The following is an 18,073-nucleotide window of genomic DNA, read 5'->3' on the forward strand; positions in this document are numbered from 1 at the left end:
GCCAGTCGCCCTCGTTAGGGCGCGCCGCCAATGCCGCCCTCCTGGACGACCCTGCCGTACCAACGGCCGCTGTCCTTGACGGTGCGGCGCTGGGTCTCGTAGTCCACGTGCACGATTCCGAAGCGCTTGTCGTAGCCCAGCGCCCACTCGAAGTTGTCCAGCAGCGACCACGCGAAGTAGCCCTTGAGCGGAACTCCGGCCTCGATCGCGGCGTGCGCGGCGCGCAGGTGCGATTCGAGGTAGGCGCGGCGGTTCTCGTCGTGGACGGCGTCCCCGGTGACCTGGTCGTCGAAAGCGGCGCCGTTCTCGGTGATGTAGAGGGAGAGCCCCGGGTAGTCGGTGGCGAGCCTGGCCAGGGTGTCGTAAAGACCGGTGGAGTCGATCTCCCAGCCCATTGCGGTGACGGGCAGGCCACGCCGCACCGTGATGACGTGCTCGCTGCCCACCGAGGGCGAGTACTCGCCCTCGACGTCGAAGTCGGCCGGGTCGAGACCGTCGGTGGAACCGGCGACCCAGGTCGGGTTGTAGAAGTTGACCCCCATCATGTCCAACGGGGCGGAGATGATCTCCAGGTCGCCCTCCTGCACGAAGCCGAAGTCGCTGATCTCGGCGACGTCCGCACGCAGGTCCTCGGGGTAGGTGCCGTTCAACAGCGGCTCGGTGAAGATCCGGTTGCGCAGGGCGTCCATACGGCGAGCCGCGTCGAGGTCGGCCTCGGATTCGGTGTTGGGCCGGATCGTGGTCTGGTTGTGCACGATGCCCACGAGCGGCTTGCGCGCGGAGCCCACGGCCTGCTCGCGAATGGTGGCGGCCGCCAGGCCGTGTCCCAGGAGCAGGTGGTGCACTGCTGCCAGAGCAGAGGCGGGCTCGCGGCGGCCGGGGGCGTGGACACCCGAGGCGTACCCGAGGAAGGACGAGCACCACGGCTCGTTCAGCGTGCTCCAGTTGGTGACGCGGTCACCGAGCAGCTTGTGCATCACGCCGGCGTACTCGGCGAAGCGGTAGGAGGTGTCGCGGTTGGTCCAGCCTCCGTCGTCCTCCAACGCCTGGGGAAGGTCCCAGTGGTAGAGCGTCGGCCACGGCTCGATCCCGGCTTCGAGCAAGGCGTCCACGAGCTTGTCGTAGAAGTCGAGCCCGGCCTGGAGGATCTGTCCCTTGCCATCGGGCTGGATGCGCGGCCAGCCGATCGAGAACCGGTAGGCGCCCAGACCGAGGTCGCGCACGAGTGCGACGTCCTCGCGGAAGCGGTTGTAGTGATCGCACGCGGGATCGCCGGTGTCCCCGTTGTTGACCTTGCCCGGGGTGGCGCAGAAGGTGTCCCAGATGCTGGGGCCGCGACCGTCGGCGGTGGTCGCCCCCTCGATCTGGAATGAGGCGGTCGCCGCGCCCCAGACGAATCCCTCGGGGAACCGGATCCCGGCCCCTTCCTGATCGGTTGCCAGTACGGGTGAGGTCACGTTCTGCGAAGTCACGATTTGATGGCACCTTCCATGATCCGGCCGATCAGTTGGCGGCCGAGTACGAAGAACAGAATCAGCAACGGCAGGGTGGCGACGACCGAACCGGTGAACATGAGGGAGAAGTCACGCGAGAACGCCGATTCGTTCAGCTGGTTGATGGCGAGTTGGACGGTGGGGTTGCTCGGGGTGAGGACCGCGAGGGCCCACACGAACTCGTTCCACTGGGTCATGAAGGTCAACAACCCCAGGACGACCGCTGCGGGACGCAGTGCGGGCAGGACCACACTCCAGTAGATACGGAAGGTGGAGCAGCCGTCCATGCGCGCGGCTTCCAGGAGTTCGTCGGGAATGGCCTGGACACAGTACTGACGCATCAGGAACACGCCGAAACCACTGACCATGAACGGCACGATGATCGCGGTGATGTCGCCGCGCCAGCCCAACCACCCCATCAGCATGAGCAGGGGGATGATGCCCATCTGGACCGGGACGGCCATGGTGATGACGACGCCGACCGCGGCGGCGTCGCGCCCACGGAACTTCAGCTTGGCCAGGGCGAACCCGGCCAGCGAGGAGAAGAACACCACCGAGAACGCCAGGATGGTGGACGAGAGAGCGGAGTTGATGAGCCCCAGCGTGAAGTTGGCGCTGCTGTTGGCGAACAGCCGCTCCATGTTGGCGAGGAAGTTCCCGCCCGGGAGGAGGAAGGGGGGCCGCGCGGCAGCGGCTGCGGAGTCGCGGCTGGCGATGACGAACATCCACCACAATGGGAACGCCGAGAACAGCAGGGCCAGGCTGAGGCCGATGTAGGTCAGTGGCGTCGCTTCGCGCACACCGGTCTCGCCCTTGGGCGCTTTGGCCGGCTTGGCCGCCCGTCCGGCCCGCTGCGCGGGCGGCGGGGTCAGGGTGGTGGTCACTGCGCCCCCTTGATCCGACTGCTGAGCAGGGTGTTGACCAGCCCGAACAGCACGATGAGCACGAACAGGGTCCAGGCGATCGCCGACCCGTATCCGTAGTTGTTGAAGCGGAACGCCTCCTCAAAGATCAACATCATCACCGTCTGGGACTGCCCGGAGGTTCCGCCGGACATTCCGCCGCCGTTGAAGATGACCGGCTCGGTGAACAGCTGCATCTGGCCGATGGTGGAGATGATGACCGTGAAGATGATCGTGGGGCGCAGCATGGGGATGGTGATCTGCCAGAACTGGCGCATCCGCGAGGCCCCGTCGATGGAGGCCGCCTCGTAGAGGTCCTTGGGCACCGCCTGCATCGCGGCGAGGTAGATGAGCGCGTTGTAGCCGGTCCAGCGCCAGTTGACCATCACGGCGATGGCGGCCCAGGACGTGTAGGTCCCGCCCTTCCAGTTCACCGGGTCGATGCCGAAGAAGCCCAGACCGTAGTTGATGAGCCCGAACTGGGTGCCGAACAGCTGAGAGAAGACGATGGCGACGGCCGCGACCGAGGTCAGGTAGGGCAGCAGCAGGCCCATTCGCCAGAAGTTGGCGGCCCGGATGCGGCGGCTCAGCGTGTCGGCGAGCAGTAGTGCCAGCAGCAATTGGGGCACCGTCGCGATGGCGAAGATACCGAGGGTGTTGTAGAGCGCGTTCCAGAACTTGCCGTCCTGGACGAGTTTCACGTAGTTGGCGATACCGACGAAACCCTGGTTGCCGCCGAGCAGGGTCCAGTCGTGCAGCGAGACCCAGACGGTGTACAGCAGCGGAAACAGCCCGAAGACGGCGAACAGCAAGAAGAACGGGCTGATGAACAGGTAGGGCGAGACCTTGAGGTCAAAGTGGTTGAAGCGGGTCTGTCGGCGCTCCAGCCGCTCCTGGTCGGCGCCTACCGGCGGCCTTGAACCAGGACCGGAGGGTTCCGGACCGCTGGGCGGGGCGCCTCCGCGCCTGAGCAGAGTCACGTCGAGCGCTCCTCGTCGTGGGTTCGTGGATCGGGGTAGTGGTGTGCGGGAGGCCGAGACGGCCGCACCCCGGGCCCGGGGTATGAGCACCTCGGGGGCGGGGACGCGGCGTCGCCGTCGGCGAACCGCGGGTGCGGCGGCCCCGCCCCGGACGGAGAGGGGCCGTCCTGTTGGAGGGCTTCCGGAGGGAGCCGCCGCACGTTCTGATCAACTACTGGTGGTTACTCGCCGGCGGCGCGCTTGGCACCGTCGTTGGCCTGGCCCCACGCCTCGTCCGGCGAGAGCTGCCCTTGCTCCATGGCCTCCATCGCCTTGCGGAACTCCTCGGCGACCTGGGCGTTGTTGATGCCGTAGTAGACGGGCTCAAGCTCCTTGGCGGTCTCGCCGTAGATCTGGCCGACGGGCGCGTTGTTGAAGTAGTCGCGCTCGAACTCGGAGACGGCGGGGTCGTCCAGGACCTCGGGGGAGGAAGGCAGGTTGTTGGCCGCGTTCCAGGCACCGAGCTGGCCCTCGGGGCTGCTCAGGAAGATGGCGAGCTTGGCCGCCTCTTCGGGGTGCTCGCTCTGGGTGGTCACCGAGAGCCAGGAACCGCCCCAGTTGCCGCCCTCACCGGGGACGGAAGCGATGTCCCACTTGTCACGGCCGGCGTCGCCGGCGGTGCTTTCGACGTGGCCGAGCATCCAGGCCGGGCAGGGCAGGGTCGCGAAGACGTTGCCCTGGATGCCGGCGTTCCACTCGTCGCTCCACATCGCGAGGTTGGCGGAGAGGCCCTCTTCGGACAGGGTCTCGGCGAGCTTCCAGCTGTCGGTCACGACCGGGTTGCTGTCGGCGACCAGGTTGTTGTCGGGGTCGAAGAAGGTGTGGGTGCCCCCCTGGGCGTTCATGGTGTTGAAGTAGGGGGTGACGGTGGAGACGAAGGAGGCGCCGGTGTCGGCGTCACGGAACTCCTGTCCGACCTTGATGAAGTCGTCCCAGGTCTCCCAGCTGGCGCCGACCTCGTCGCGGTCGGTGGGCAGGCCGGCGTCCTCGAACAGGTTGACGTTGTAGCACATGCTCATGCCGCCGATGTCGGTTCCCAGGCCCAGGAGGCGGCCGTCGGGATCCTTGCCCAGCTCCCACTTCCAGGGCAGGTAGTTCTGCTCCTGGTCGGCGGCGCCGTACTCGGCGAGGTCGACGAAGGCGTCGCCCTGGCCGAGGTAGTACTGCTGGAGGATGCCCTCTTCGATGGCGACGATGTCGCCGGCGCCGTCACCCGCAGCGATGTTCTGCTGCAACTGGGGGACATAGGTGGCGTTGAGATCGGTGAGGTTGCGCTCCTCGATCGTGATGTTGGGGTTGTCGGCTTCGTACTTCTCGAAGAGCTCTTCGTAGCCGAAGACACCGAAGGTGTCGATGACGAGCGTGATGGTGCCGTCGTCGTTGGAACCGCCGCCGCACGCGGTGGTGGTGAGCAGAACTCCGGCTCCAGCTGCCGCAACGGCCGCCTGCCAGTAACGACGCTTGTAAGTTCGCATGTGCGACCCCTCGATCGAGGTGAAAGATGACCAGGCCGCGTCCCTGTCCCCCCGGATATGGGAGCGCTCCCACGAGAGTGGCCCAGATCACCGCACAACGTCAATACCCGGACATGATTGCGAAACGTAACCGTTACTTCGGCCTGCACGGTCCCGGGCGACAAAAAGCCGGGCTGCCTACGCGATACACGCGCGGCAGCCCGGCCTCAGGGAGGTGCGGGGCGCGTGCAGCACCCCGCAGAACAGATCAAGCCTGGTCGTCAACCGGGTAGACGACGCCCTGCCAGGTCTCCTCGATGTAGTTCTTGACCTCGTCGCTGTGCAGAAGCGTCACCAGCGTGGCGATGTCGGGGTCCTCGGAGTCCTCGGCCCGCACCACCAGCCCGTTGGCGTAGTCCTTGACGTAGTCCGGGCCGTCGCTGGGCTCCCAGGCGAGCTCGTTGGACTCCTCGGCGAGGTTGGTCTCGATGGCGTAGTTGCCGTTGACGACCGCGGCGTCCACGTCGGGCAGCGAGCGGGGAAGCTGCGCGGCCTCCAAGGGGGTGACCACGATGTCCTTGGGGTTGTCCTCGATGTCGGCCTCGGTGGCCAGGGCACCGGCGTCGGCAGCGACCGTGATCAGCCCCTCCGCCTCCAGGGTGGCGAGGGCCCGGTCCAGATTGGCCGCATCGTTGGGAACGGCGATCTCCGCACCGTCGGGGATGTCCTCGGCGCTCTCGTGCTTGTCGGAGTACAGGCCAAGACGCTCGACGTGGACGTCGCTGACGTAGGTCAACTCGTCCTCGGGGTTGGCGTCCTGCCACTCAGCGAGGAAGGTGCGGTGCTGGAAGAAGTTGGCGTCCAGCTCCCCTTGGGCGAGCTGCGGGTTGGGCTGGTTGTAGTCGGCGATCTCGACGAGTTCGAGGTTGAGGCCGGCGTCGGCGGCGAGGGTGTCCTGGACGAAGTTCAGGATCTCGCCGTGGGGAACAGGACTGACCCCGATCTTGAGGGTCGTCAGGTCGCTGTCCTCGGCCCCTCCGCCTGCGTTCTCGCTGGGGGCGCCGCACGCCGACAGCGCCACGGCCAGCGTCACTACCCCGACGGCTCCAAATACCTTGCGCACGTTGGCCCTCCTTGGGCTGAATGATGAATCGAACGGTCCCGGACAGGGAGCCGCAGTAGGCCGGATTACCGGTGGGAAACCCGGCGCACGAGGAAATCGCCCACACTCTGGGCTGCCTGCACGACCAGCACCAGGAAGACGACGGTGGCCCAGAGGTAGTAATCGTCGAACCGCTGGTAGCCGTAGCGGATGGCGATGTCGCCCAGTCCGCCGCCGCCGATCGCCCCGGCCATCGCCGAGTAGGAGATGAGGGCCACGATCGTCATGACCAGTCCCGCGATGAGGCCGGGGAGGGCCTCGGGCAGCAGGACCTTGCCCACGATGGTCAGTCTGCGCGCACCCATCGCGAGCGACGCCTCGACGACCCCGCGGTTGACCTCGCGCAGCGACGTCTCCACCAGGCGGGCGAAGAAAGGGATGGCGCCGATACTCAGCGGGACGATCGCCGCGGTCGGGCCGAGGGTCGTTCCGGTGATGAGACGGGTGAGCGAGAGCACCGCCACCATCAGCACGATGAAGGGCAGCGAACGGCCGATGTTGACCACCGTGCCCAGGACCGCCTTGACCGCGGGAGCCGGGGTGAGGCCGCCGCGGTCCGTGGCGACCAGCAGGACGCCCAGCGGAAGGCCGAACAGAATGGTGAACAGGGTGGACCAGAGCACCATGTACAGGGTGTCCAGGGTGCCCAGCCACAGCACCGGCCACATGTCGGGCCAGCGCTGGCCGAGTTCGGCGATCCACTCGATCATCGGACCTCCTCCACGATCAGGCCGTGGCCGGCCAGGTGGTCGAGCGCAGCCTGGCGCCGGGGGCCGGTGACACGGACGTTGAGTCGGCCGACCGAGTGCCCGGCCACCTCCTCGACCGCTCCGCCGATGATGTTGACGTCCACGTCGAACTCCCGGGTGATCTGCGACATGAGCGGCTCGTCGGACTGGCGGGTGTAGGTGAGGGTCACGGTGTCGGGCGGCGAAGAAGCCGGGAGCGGGAACAGCGAGCGCGCCAGCAGCGAACCCGGGGTCTCCAACAGCTCCAGTACCTGGCCGGACTCGGTGAAGGAACCGTTCTCCATGATCGCCGCCGAGTCGCAGATCTGCTTGATCACATCCATCTCGTGGGTGATGAGCAGAACGGTGAGGCCGAGTTCGCGGTTGAGGTCGCGCAACAGCCCCAGAATGGAGGCGGTCGTCTGCGGATCCAGCGCCGAAGTGGCCTCGTCCGACAGCAGTACCTTGGGGTTGGGCGCCAGAGCGCGGGCGATGCCCACCCGCTGCTTCTGGCCTCCGGAAAGCTGGGCCGGGTAGGCCTTGGCCTTGTCGGTCAGGCCCACCAGCTCAAGAAGTTCGGCTACTCGGCGACGGCGCTGGGCCGCACCCACCCCGGCGATCTCCAGGGGAAAGGCGATATTGGCGGCCACGGTGCGCGAGGAGAGCAGGGCGAAGTGCTGGTGGACCATACCGATGCCGTGTCTGGCAGCACGCAGCCGCGGCCGGCTGAGAGCGGTGAGGTCGGCACCGTTGACCACGACCCGTCCTGCGTCGGGGCGCTCGAGAAGGTTGACGCAGCGCAGCAGCGTGCTCTTGCCGGCACCGCTCTGCCCCACGACGCCGTAGACCTCGCCCTGCCGGACATTGAGGTTGACTGCGTCGAGGGCGACGACCTCCCGGTTCTTCAGCCGGTAGACCTTTCGCAGGCCCTCAGCGTTGATCACTGGCTTCCTCGGTACTGGGTCTTGGATTTCCCTGTCGAAACACCCGCCTGCCGGCCCGCGGGATGGGCGTGCCGGCCGTGGTTCGCACGTCCGGGCCTTCATCGGGCCGGACGGTGCGTGCCCGTCTTAGCCGGGCGCATCGCGAAAGGTGACCGCTCTGGCGGGGATCAGGGTCTGTCTCGCGAAAACCTATAACCCACCATATCAGTAGGAAAATGTGGCTTAAATCTCGCAGACATGCACGCGTAACACGATGGGGCACACGCAATCCGCCAGCCCGACCTTCGAGGCTACCCGGACGGCACCAAAGTCCAATGAAACGGACAGCGATGTGACGTGCTTCATCACTGTTTTCCGCTTTGGCCGCCGCATCCGCCTAGACTCGTGACCGGCCCCAGCGGGACAGTCAGGCCGCGGCACCCTCCATCCCCTACGCGATGCCCTGTCCCGGCGCCAAAGCCCGGCGTGGCCCAACCGAGCGATGCGGGTCCTCACCCACAGGCGGCGTCCGCTGCCACCACTGGGATGCCCGCGCCGATTGAGGAGCTGGATTAAGAGTGCTGTCCATTCGTTCGACCGGTGACGGTCCGGATGACCACGCCGACTTCTGGGCGCCCGACCCGCCCGAGCGCACCTGGCGCGAGCTGCTGGCCGCCGTGGTCGCTGTTCCCACCGGCATCCGCCGCCGGACCGGCGCGCTTGCCGCTGCGGTAACACTCACCCTTGTCATGAGCCCGGTCGCCACCGGGTCGGCGGCGCCTGCCGCACCGGCCCCCGCCGAGAGCCTGGACTCCTTGCTCTCACGGGCCGATTCCCTCAGCGAGGAGTACAACGGCGAGCTGCGCGACATGGAGGGCGTGATCGCCGACGCGGAGAAGGCCGAGGAACGCGCGAAGAAGACCCGCTCCGAGGTAGAGGAGTCCCGCAAGCAGGTCCAGCATCTGGCAGTGGCCACCTATACCTCCGGTGGCCTGGATCCGTCACTGAGCCTGTTCGTCGAGGGCGAACCCCAGGACATCATCGACCGCGCCGCGTTGATCGCCCACCTGGCCAACACCAACAACGACAAGATCGACCATCTGCGGCAGGCGCAGCAACGCGACGAGAAGGCGCAGGAGAACTCCCAGGAGAAGGTTGACCAGGTCGAGGCGGACCTCGCGGAACTGGAGGACCGCCGCAACGAAGTCCAGGGGCTCATCGCCGACTACCCCGTCCAGGAGATGGGGCCGCCCGACAGCCTGACCCCGCGGACCCGGCAGATGCGCGATGTGATCATCGACGAGTTCGGCCGCAACAACGCCAACGGCGGAGTGGGCTGTTACCGGCCCGACGGCGGTTTCGTGGTGGGCGAGCACCCCAAGGGTCGCGCCTGCGACTTCATGGTCAACAAGAACGGCCAGATGCCCACGGCGAAGCAGCAGGAGCACGGCCAGCAGATCGCCGACTGGGCCCAGGAGAACGCCGACCGGCTCGGGATCATGTACATCATCTGGAAGCAGGAGATCTGGGACATCCGCCGCAACGAGGGCTGGCGCCAGATGTCGGACCGCGGCAGTATCACCGAGAATCACTTCGACCACGTGCACATCTCGATGTTCTAGTCGTGCGCGGCCGGGGCGGTCAACGGCCGGTTCCGTTTCTCCGCACGGACGACCGGCCACGACGGGACGGCCTGGCTCAGCCGGCGCCGCCGGTGAATATCGGGGCGTAGAGGGTCGTCATACATCCGACGCTCAGGGTGAGCACGGCCGCGACCGCGACGACGAAAACGAACCAGGCGGTGAAACCGTAGCCGCCCGGGGGGGCCGGGGGAGGGCGAGGTGGGCATGGGCGTCCCTCTCGACGGAGTCAACGTGCTGCGGCCCCCTGTGGCGTAGGCCGCAGTCAACTCTAGGCCGGATCGGATGCACCGGACCGGGATTTCCCCGATCGCGCAACGGACCCTCCGAGCCTGCGACAACTCCTCGCGGAAGGGGGCCAGTTGCGATCCGGCAACGATCCGGTTGCGGCGGTCATGTCCTTTTTCGAAGGGTTGATCCCCCAAAATCCGCCCCCGGGAAAGCCGATTGAGTACCTATAGTCCCTATCGCGACCATGAGTCGCAATTTACGCGTGAAGTACCAAATGACGCATTAAGCAATCTTTCGCCGCAAGATGACTGTCGATACGTGACCTCGGCTGGATAGGATCGCAGCCCTCGCGCTCTGTGCTGTGCGGCTACCGCACGGCCCCGACCTCGGTCGGGGTCCGGTCCGGAGCGCAGGGGCCTGCCTTGGCCGCACGCCGCGCCCGCGCGACGACGCGGTCGGTCTCTTTGGGTTCGCGCCACCCGACAACGACGGCCCTGCAAAGGCAGGATCACCAAATGGAACCGTGTACGCGTCCACGCGCGTCCGAGGTCTGATCACAACGCAGCTGGCGCGAGGGGAGTCATGAGCGATAACGGACCTTACACACAGCCACCGCAGTACCCCGGTGGCGAGGGCAACTCGGGCGGACAGCCCGGTCCCTACGGCGGTGCATACGGACAGGGTGGCCAGGCTCCTGGCCAGCCGGACCCCAATGCCGGCCAGGGCAACTACCCCAGCGGCCCCTACCAGGCTCCCTACGGTGACCAGGGAACCGGTGGACAGCAGCCCTACCAGGGGCAGCAACCCCCTGGCGGTTACGGGTCCGGCCCCTACCCCGGCCAGGGCGGGCCGCAGTTCCAGCAGCCCCACGACCAGCAGCAGATGTTCCACCAGGGCGGCCAGCCTCCCTATGGGCCCGGCGGAATCGGGTACCCCCCGCCCCAGCCGCCGCCCGGGCCGCGCAAGAGCAACGTCGGCCTGTGGGTCGTGCTCGCCGGCGGCCTGGTGATCGTGCTGCTGATCGTCGCCGTGGTCGTGGTTCTGTTCACCGGGAACAACAACTCCGAGACCCCGCCCGTGGCTCAGGAGAGCAGCGAGGCCGCGGCACCCAGCGATCCCGCTGAGCCCGAGCAGGGGTCCGGGGGCACCACCACCGCCCAGGGCGAGCCGCCCTTCTCCGTTCCCGAGGACCCCTGCGCGGGGATCCCCGAGAGCACGCTGGCCGACCTCGGCGTGGACGGGGGAGGAACCAAGAACATCAGCGACTACTCCTCCTCGTGCAGTTGGAGCACGGTCGTGAACGACAACTACGGCACGCTGCGCGTCGAGTACAAGGTTCCCTACAGCGCATCGGACTCGGTCGAGAGCGCAACGAGCGACTACGAGTACAACTACGAGTACGCCACCGACGAGGACGGCTCCGTCTTCGACACCAAGGTCCTGGAGAACAAGGACCTGGGCCTCGGTGACCAGTCGGCGATGATCTTCGCCGAAGAGGAGATCATCGGTGTCGGGAACCGCACGACGGTGCTGATCCGCCAGGACAACATGAACATCAAGGCGGAGTGGAGTGTCAGCGGCAGCTTCAGCGGCGACTCCGACGACGCCCCCCAGAGCTTCTCCGATGTCGAGAGTGTCATGACCGGAATCGCCGAGGACTCCCTGGCCCTGTTCTAACAAGGCCCGGATGGTTGACAGTTGACATGGGGCGCGCGGACCGGTGTTGCCGGCCCGCGCGCCCTTGTCGTATCGCGCGGAAGCGTTGTCAACCGCGCACGACAGAGGCCATACTCCCCCTGGGTCGCCCGACCCTCCCGCTTGCGCCAGGAAAGGACCACCCTTTTGATCACCGTCGTGGGCGAAGCACTGATCGACCTCATCAGTTCCGAGAGCGGCACGTACCGTTCGGCCCCCGGAGGCGCGCCCGCCAACACCGCTGTGGCCCTGGCCCGGCTGGGCGTGGAATCCTCCCTGCTGGCCAGGATCGGCTCCGACCGGTTCGGTCGGCAACTGCGCGCCTATGTGGCCTCGCGCGGGGTGAGCACCCGCGACATGGTGGCCGCCGAACAACCGAGCACGCTGGCCATCGCCAACCTCGACGACTACGGACACGCGAGCTACGACTTCTACGTCAAGGGCACGGCCGACTGGCAATGGACCCTCGACGAACTCCCCGACCAGGTGGCCGACGACGTCGTCGCGCTGCATGTGGGATCACTGGCCATGACGATGGCGCCCGGCGCGGCCGTCCTGGAGGAATGGACGGCACGGCAGCGGGGCCGGACAGTGGTCAGCTATGACCCCAACATCCGTCCCGCACTTGCGGGGGAACCTGCGCAGGCACGCGAGCGGGTGGCACGTCAGGCCGCGCTTGCCGACATCATGAAGGTCAGCGACGAGGACGTGCACTGGCTGCTGGAGCGTGAACCCGGCCCCGGCTCCGAGGCCCTTCTCCTGGAGGCCGCAGCCGGCTGGCTGGCCGAAGGGCCCGTCCTGGTGGCGATCACCTGCGGAGGCGAACGGACCATGCTGGTCCGCCGCGGTCACGAGGACGATCCCCTCTTCGTGGTTCCGGCTCCGGTGGAGGTCGTGGACACAGTGGGAGCCGGCGACGCGTTCTGCGCGGGTCTGCTGGACGCGCTGGGCCAGGCCGGTGCCCTGGGCGGAGGCGGCCGCGAGCGGCTGACGGCGCTCCCGGCTTCCACCCTGGTCACGTGCGTGGAGCACGCCCACCTGGTCGCCGCGCGCACGTGCGCGCGAGTGGGTTCGGACCCCGGCGAACTGGACCTGGAACCGCTGAAGTTCTGATCCTTCGAGCCGTACTCCCGAGACGGCGGCCGCGATGCCCTGGACGTTCTACGCCCGCCCGGCAAGAGCACCCAGGACATCGCGGGTCGAACGAGGCCGCACGGGGGCACGGCGCGACCTCAGCAGGTGGACGGCCCCGACCGCCCCGCGCTCCGACGCACGGGACACGGTCGGGGCCCCGGTCCTACTCCCCCTGGGCGATGTCGGCGCGGACCCGGTGGGCCGCCTCGACCATGTTGCGCAGTGCGGCCTCGGTCTCGACGTAACCGCGCGTCTTCAAACCGCAGTCGGGGTTCACCCACAGCTTCGCCGGCTCCACAGCGCGCAGGGCCGCGCGCAAGGAAGCCTCGATCTCGTCGGCGGAGGGCACCCGCGGCGAGTGGATGTCGTAGACACCCGGACCGATCCCCCGGCGGTAGCCGATGGAGTCGAGGTCGTCCACGAGTTCCATGTGCGACCGGGCCGCTTCGACGCTGGTGACGTCGGCGTCGAGCTCGTCGATGGCCGCGACGATCTGGCCGAACTCCGAGTAGCACATGTGCGAGTGGATCTGGGTGGTGTCCGCGACGCCCGAGGAGGCGAGCCGGAAGGAACCGATCGCCCAGTCGAAGTAGGCCTTGCGGTCCGCCTCGCGCAGGGGCAGCAGCTCGCGCAGGGCGGCCTCGTCCACCTGGATGTGCCGGATGCCGGCCTTCTCCAGGTCGGCGATCTCGTCGCGCAGGGCAAGCGCCACCTGGCGGGCGGTGTCGGCCAGCGGCTGGTTGACACGCACGAACGACCACGCCAGCATGGTGACCGGGCCGGTGAGCATCCCCTTGACCGGCTTGTCGGTGCGGGACTGGGCGTAGGTGATCCACTCGACGGTCATCGGCTCGGGCCGCGACACGTCGCCGAAGAGGATCGGCGGACGAACGTAGCGCGACCCGTAGGACTGCACCCACCCCTGTTTGGTGGCGGCGTAGCCCTCCAGCTGCTCGGCGAAGTACTGGACCATGTCGTTGCGCTCGGGCTCTCCGTGCACGAGCACGTCCAGGCCGATGTCCTCCTGCAACGCGATGACCCGGTCGATCTCCGCACGCATGCGGGTCTCGTACTCCGCCTGGTCCAGGCGCCCGGCGCGGTAGCCCGCGCGGGCGGCGCGCACGTCGGCGGTCTGGGGGAAAGAGCCGATCGTGGTGGTGGGCAGCAGCTGCGCACCCGTGGCGCCCTGACGGGCCTTGAGACGCTGGTCGTAGTCGGTGCGCGAGGGGTCGGCACCCAAGGCGTCGAGACGGGCGCGCACCCGCTGGTTGACGAAGGCCGCGGGGATCTTGACCGCGTCGGCGGCGCGGGCGCGCTCCAGCTCCGCGCTCACCGACTCCCCGCCGTCGGTGAGGGCGCGACCCAGCAGAACCACCTCTGCGGCCTTCTGCTTGGCGAAGGCCAGACGGGCGCGCAGCTCGGGGTCGAGTTCGGTCTCCAGGTCGAGGTCGATGGGCACGTGAAGGAGCGAGCAGCTCGTGCTGACGACGACCTCGGAAGCCAAACCGAGGACCGAGGTGAGGGTGGCCAGGGCCGCACCGATGTCGGTACGCCAGACGTTTCGGCCGTCCACGACACCGGCGTACAGGATCTTGTCGCCCAGGCCGGCAACGGCGCTGAGGGTGCCAAGGGTGCGCTGGGCGGTGAAGTCCAGGCCCACGGCCTCGATCGGGGTGCGCTTGAGCGCTTCCAGGGACTCGGGGTCGGGCGCCTCGAAATAGGTCTGTACCAACAGCTTGGGGCGCGGGGAGAGCGCGCCGAGCCGCTGGTAGACGCGCTCCAGTTCGGCGAGAACGCTCGAACCCGCGTCGGTGGCCAGGATCGGCTCGTCGAACTGGACCCACTCGGTTCCTGCTGCCGCGAGTTCGCCGAGAAGTTCGGCGTAGCCCTCGACGAGCTCGTCGAGCAGCTCCAGGCGGTCCCAGCCCTCAGGCGCGTCGGAGGCGTTCTTGGCGAGCATGAGGTAGGTCAGCGGACCGACGAGGACCGGCCGCGTCTCGATGCCCAGCCCACGGGCCTGGGTGTACTCGGAGAGCGGCTTGCGCCCGACCAGTCGCGGCCGGGTCGTGGGCGAGAGCTCGGGGACCAGGTAGTGGTAGTTGGTGTCGAACCACTTGGTCATCTCCATGGCCTGGGCGTCACTGCGCCCACGGGCCATGGCGAAGTAGGTCTCCAGCTCGCTGTCGCGGTCGTCACGCCCGGCCGCGATCCCGGCGAAGCGCGGCGGGACGAGGCCGAACAGGACCGTGGTGTCGAGGATCTGGTCGTAGAAGGAGAAGGTGTTGGAGGGGATCTGGTTGACCCCGGCCTCCTTCAGGGCCTCCCAGGCGGAGCGGCGCAGCTTGGCTCCCACGGCGTCCAGCTCGGCGGCGGTGGAGTCGCCGGCCCAGTAGGACTCGCTGGCGCGCTTGAGCTCGCGTTTGGCGCCGATACGGGGGTACCCCAGAACAGTGGTGGTCATCGGCTCTCACCGGCCACGAGGACGGGCTTGGGGGTGGGGGCGGCGGTGTTCATCGTCAGCTTTCTCTCCCTCGTCGAATGCCTTGGGCCGAGGCACGCGAAGGAGACCACCCGGACACGCGGGCACGGCAAGGACCGCCCCGTCGTCGCCCGGTTCTCCCTCGGAACCGCGGACCACCGCCGGCGCGTGGCGCGCCTACGGGCGACTGGCAGGTCTTCGGACTCGCGGGCACGGCGCGACAGGCTCGTCGCGCCCCCTACCGGCCGTCGCTTCCCAGACGCCGGATGGCGCCCAGTGCTGATGACGGCGTTCGTTCCCACTCACCGCTGCGGGGCAGTCCCGGACTCGCACCGGGTTCCCTCTTGCGACACGTCCGACCCCAGGTCGAACGTGAACCGATCGCAAGTGGGAGTATAGGACCTGGGTGTATGCCGCTTCGTTATCGGCCTGCGGTCGGTGGGCGGACGCATCTGCACAGAGTGACCACATGTGGTCGGCTTATCCGAGCGCGATGCACGGACATCCGCTGGGGCGATTCCCCCGCCAACCCCCCTTGCCCTGGTCGTTTACTCGAAAAATACCGACTGCTGCAATTGGCATTACCCGATTGGGCGCCGTGGTGTCCGAGGCGCGGACCTAGCCTCGATGGGAGAGTCCGGCCCTCCGTCGTCAGATAAGCCAGAAAAATCAGAACCAAACCTGCTTCGGGCGGCGACATATAGACCGCCCCCAGTCTTTACGAGTCGGAAAGACAGTCCTCTCCGTGAAAAACCCAGCTGATTCCGCACCAACGACCACTGGCAGCGACGCTCCGGGCGGCGCCGGGCTTCGGGCTTTCGCTGTCGCCGTCGCGACCGCCCTGGTTCTAGGAGCCTGCTCTCCGGGAAGCGATGCGGATTCCGGCTCGGATGAGACCGAAGACACCCGCGAGCAGGCCAGTGGGGAACCGGACCAGCTGACCGTGGTCAACCGGGCACTCGTCGTCGGCTTGGGCGAGGAGTCCGATTCCGGCGACGAGGGCGGCGTTCGGTCCGACGTGTCCCATCCCACGATCGACGGCGCCGAGCCGCTGAACGAACGTCTGGCCGAACTCACCGCCCAGGAGTTGGCCGACTTCAAGGCCGCCAACCCCGGTGCGAAGGCTTTCGGGCTTTCCTGGGAGCTGACCGCCGCCGGCGACGACGTCGTGGGAGTCCGCTTCACCAGGGACGAGGAGGATTCCGACGGGCCGCGGACCGGGTACGCCACCTACTGGTACGACGCAGCCACGAAACACCCGGCCTACTCGACCGAACTACTGGCCGGGCAGGAGCAGTTGGTGGAGTTGAACGGCATCGTGAAGGAACATCTGTCGGCCAACGACAAGGTGGACGTCTCCGCCATCCACCCGATCCTGCGGCTCTATGACTCGATGGGCTTCAACCCTGCCGGCGACCTGGTAGTCGAGTTCGACGCGGGGGAAGTCGCATCGGTCTCGGAGGGACGGGTGCACACAGTGGTGAAACGGGACGAGGCCGCTCCTCTGCTGTCCGACTTCGGCACCAGAGCCAGAGACACCTCCACCCGGGTGACACCCGATTTCGCCGTCAACCCCTCCCCCGCCGCGGAGCCCTCCACGGAGCCCTCCGCGGCGGCAGCCGCGGAACCGGTCGCGATCCCCGGAGTGTTCTCCCAACTCGAACCGCCGGTGGACTGCTCGACGGCGGAGGCCAAGTGCGTCGCGTTGACTTTTGACGACGGCCCTGGTGATCGGACCGAGGAACTACTGGACGTCCTCGCAGAGTACGACGCCAAGGCGACCTTCTTCCTCACCGGCGGCCCGGTCCGCGAGCACCCGACGACGGTGCGCCGGGAGTACGCCGAAGGCCACGAACTGGCCAACCACACGGTGAACCACCCCGACCTCCGCAAGGTGTCGGACAAGCGGTTGGCAGAGGAACTCAGCACGGTGAACGCTCTGGTCCGCCGCGAGACGGGCTACACCATGGACCTGATGCGCCCGCCCTACGGGGCGACCAACGACAAGGTCGCCGAGGCCGCCGAAGAGCACGGCCTGGCCGAGATCATCTGGAGCCTGGACACCAACGACTGGAAGGACCGCAACGCCGGGGTGGTCACCAGCCGCACGATCAAGGGGGTGAAGCCGGGCTCGATCGTGCTGATGCACGACATTCACTCCACCACCATCGACTCGGTGGAGAAAACCCTGAAGAAGTTGACCGAGCGTGGCTACACCATGGTCACCGTGGGGCAACTCCTGGGCGAGACCGAGCCTGGTCAGTCCTATTTCGACGGTTATCCGGCCGCCGAGAGCCCGTCCCCTTCCCCCGAGGCGTAAGTCGGCGCGGACCAGGGCCGCCGTGTGTGCACGGCGGCCCTTTCACGCGCGTAAGGTGGGACGTCGCGGTTCCTGGGAGCGGGCGCCAATCAGCACTTTCTGGGCTGGTGGAAACCGGTACCCGCCCATGCGTTCTCCCAACCACCGGCCCGCGACCTGTAACGGCCCGATTGATCACCTTTTTCCCGGGAACCGTCAGGTAGAAGCCGGCGCCCAACCTTTATGAACAATCAACTCCGGCTTCGGGGAAACCAACCCTTGGGAAGGGACGGGCAGATGTCCATTGCGTACGCCCGCGACTACGCCTGGCTACGGGAAAGCCAGCCGGATCTGGCGGAGGCCTACTGCCTCAGTTACATCCGGGGACTGCCCAAGGCCGAGGCGCTGCGCCGCTTGGGGGTCAACGAGCGCAGTCTCCGCTCGTTGCCCATCGCTGAAGCGCTGGAAGCCGGCTTGTGCAGCGAGGGGATGCCCCCCTTGACCGCACATGCCCTGTGTATCGAAGGATGGGCGGTGATCGTGGAACCCACCGGGTGCCGCGCAACCCGCCCGGAGGTGTACCGATCACTGTCGGCCGAGACCGAACTGGTGTCGGTACGCGTGGTGATGGAACAACGCTACGAGTTCCGTTGGGTAGTGGACGGCGTCCTGCGAACCTGCTTCGACGCCCGTTTCCCGCTCAGGCGACGGGGAGCGACACCTGACGCCCTGGCCGAGGACATGGCGTCCCTCGGTCTGACCACTGAGATCGACCCGGAGGAGGCCGACCCCGGTGCAGCCGCACTGGCACTGGCCGAACGGGTCACCGGAGTCCGTGTACGGCCTGGTCATCTGGCCGGCCCGCTCCTGGGGGCAGAGCTCACCGGAGCGGCTCCTCTGGCCGCGCACTGACC

The 18,073-nt window shown here is 67.6% G+C and carries 13 protein-coding genes and 1 riboswitch; of the genes, 5 read left to right on the plus strand and 8 right to left on the minus strand.

Annotated features, from left to right (window positions below):
- Positions 1-14: 14 nt before the first annotated feature.
- The 7 genes from AC0VYP_RS17275 to AC0VYP_RS17305 all read right to left on the minus strand — a co-directional run bounded on the left by AC0VYP_RS17275 (position 15) and on the right by AC0VYP_RS17305 (position 7,702).
- Positions 15-1,415 (minus strand): GH1 family beta-glucosidase, encoded by a 1,401-nt coding sequence (locus tag AC0VYP_RS17275; RefSeq protein WP_285757867.1) that lies wholly within the window; start codon positions 1,413-1,415, stop codon positions 15-17.
- Between the two features lie 53 nt (positions 1,416-1,468).
- Entirely contained in the window at positions 1,469-2,377 is a 909-nt protein-coding gene (locus AC0VYP_RS17280; protein ID WP_432707408.1) for a carbohydrate ABC transporter permease, read from the minus strand.
- A complete protein-coding gene (locus tag AC0VYP_RS17285; RefSeq protein ID WP_475470706.1) occupies positions 2,374-3,375 on the minus strand; it encodes a carbohydrate ABC transporter permease in 1,002 nt (333 codons plus the stop codon). The genes AC0VYP_RS17280 and AC0VYP_RS17285 overlap by 4 nt, the downstream gene beginning before the upstream one ends.
- 221 nt (positions 3,376-3,596) lie before the next feature.
- On the minus strand, positions 3,597-4,889 hold the full coding sequence (locus AC0VYP_RS17290) for an extracellular solute-binding protein (protein WP_475470708.1): 1,293 nt from the start codon (positions 4,887-4,889) through the stop codon (positions 3,597-3,599).
- Positions 4,890-5,136: 247 nt separating this feature from the next.
- Positions 5,137-5,991, minus strand: coding sequence for a MetQ/NlpA family ABC transporter substrate-binding protein (locus AC0VYP_RS17295; protein ID WP_475470710.1), 855 nt, complete (start codon positions 5,989-5,991; stop codon positions 5,137-5,139).
- 65 nt (positions 5,992-6,056) lie between these two features.
- Positions 6,057-6,740, minus strand: a complete 684-nt coding sequence (locus tag AC0VYP_RS17300) for a methionine ABC transporter permease (RefSeq protein WP_475470711.1) — start codon at positions 6,738-6,740, stop codon at positions 6,057-6,059.
- Positions 6,737-7,702 (minus strand): methionine ABC transporter ATP-binding protein, encoded by a 966-nt coding sequence (locus AC0VYP_RS17305; protein ID WP_475470713.1) that lies wholly within the window; start codon positions 7,700-7,702, stop codon positions 6,737-6,739. Before AC0VYP_RS17305 ends, AC0VYP_RS17300 begins: the two co-directional genes overlap by 4 nt.
- Before the next feature lie 560 nt (positions 7,703-8,262).
- Between AC0VYP_RS17305 and AC0VYP_RS17310 the strand changes: the two genes are divergently transcribed.
- The 3 genes from AC0VYP_RS17310 (at position 8,263) to AC0VYP_RS17320 (ending at position 12,360) form a co-directional block, all read left to right on the plus strand.
- Positions 8,263-9,303 (plus strand): coiled-coil domain-containing protein, encoded by a 1,041-nt coding sequence (locus tag AC0VYP_RS17310; protein ID WP_432707432.1) that lies wholly within the window; start codon positions 8,263-8,265, stop codon positions 9,301-9,303.
- Positions 9,304-10,134: 831 nt separating this feature from the next.
- Positions 10,135-11,229, plus strand: coding sequence for a hypothetical protein (locus AC0VYP_RS17315; RefSeq protein ID WP_285757063.1), 1,095 nt, complete (start codon positions 10,135-10,137; stop codon positions 11,227-11,229).
- 165 nt (positions 11,230-11,394) lie between these two features.
- Positions 11,395-12,360: a carbohydrate kinase family protein gene (locus tag AC0VYP_RS17320; protein ID WP_285757064.1), complete on the plus strand. Its 966-nt coding sequence runs from the start codon at positions 11,395-11,397 to the stop codon at positions 12,358-12,360.
- Between the two features lie 184 nt (positions 12,361-12,544).
- On the opposite strand, the gene metE is transcribed toward AC0VYP_RS17320, so the two are convergent.
- Positions 12,545-14,842, minus strand: coding sequence for a 5-methyltetrahydropteroyltriglutamate--homocysteine S-methyltransferase (metE, locus tag AC0VYP_RS17325; protein WP_475470715.1), 2,298 nt, complete (start codon positions 14,840-14,842; stop codon positions 12,545-12,547).
- Positions 14,843-15,032: 190 nt separating this feature from the next.
- Positions 15,033-15,257, minus strand: a riboswitch (cobalamin riboswitch).
- 348 nt (positions 15,258-15,605) lie between these two features.
- Here metE and AC0VYP_RS17330 point away from each other — a divergent pair.
- Both AC0VYP_RS17330 and AC0VYP_RS17335 read left to right on the plus strand, forming a co-directional pair.
- Positions 15,606-17,180 (plus strand): polysaccharide deacetylase family protein, encoded by a 1,575-nt coding sequence (locus AC0VYP_RS17330; RefSeq protein ID WP_475470716.1) that lies wholly within the window; start codon positions 15,606-15,608, stop codon positions 17,178-17,180.
- Positions 17,181-17,456: 276 nt separating this feature from the next.
- Positions 17,457-18,071, plus strand: coding sequence for a DUF6461 domain-containing protein (locus AC0VYP_RS17335; protein ID WP_475470717.1), 615 nt, complete (start codon positions 17,457-17,459; stop codon positions 18,069-18,071).
- The last annotated feature ends 2 nt before the right edge of the window (positions 18,072-18,073 follow it).

The organism is Nocardiopsis sp. iso_186, from assembly GCF_056173365.1.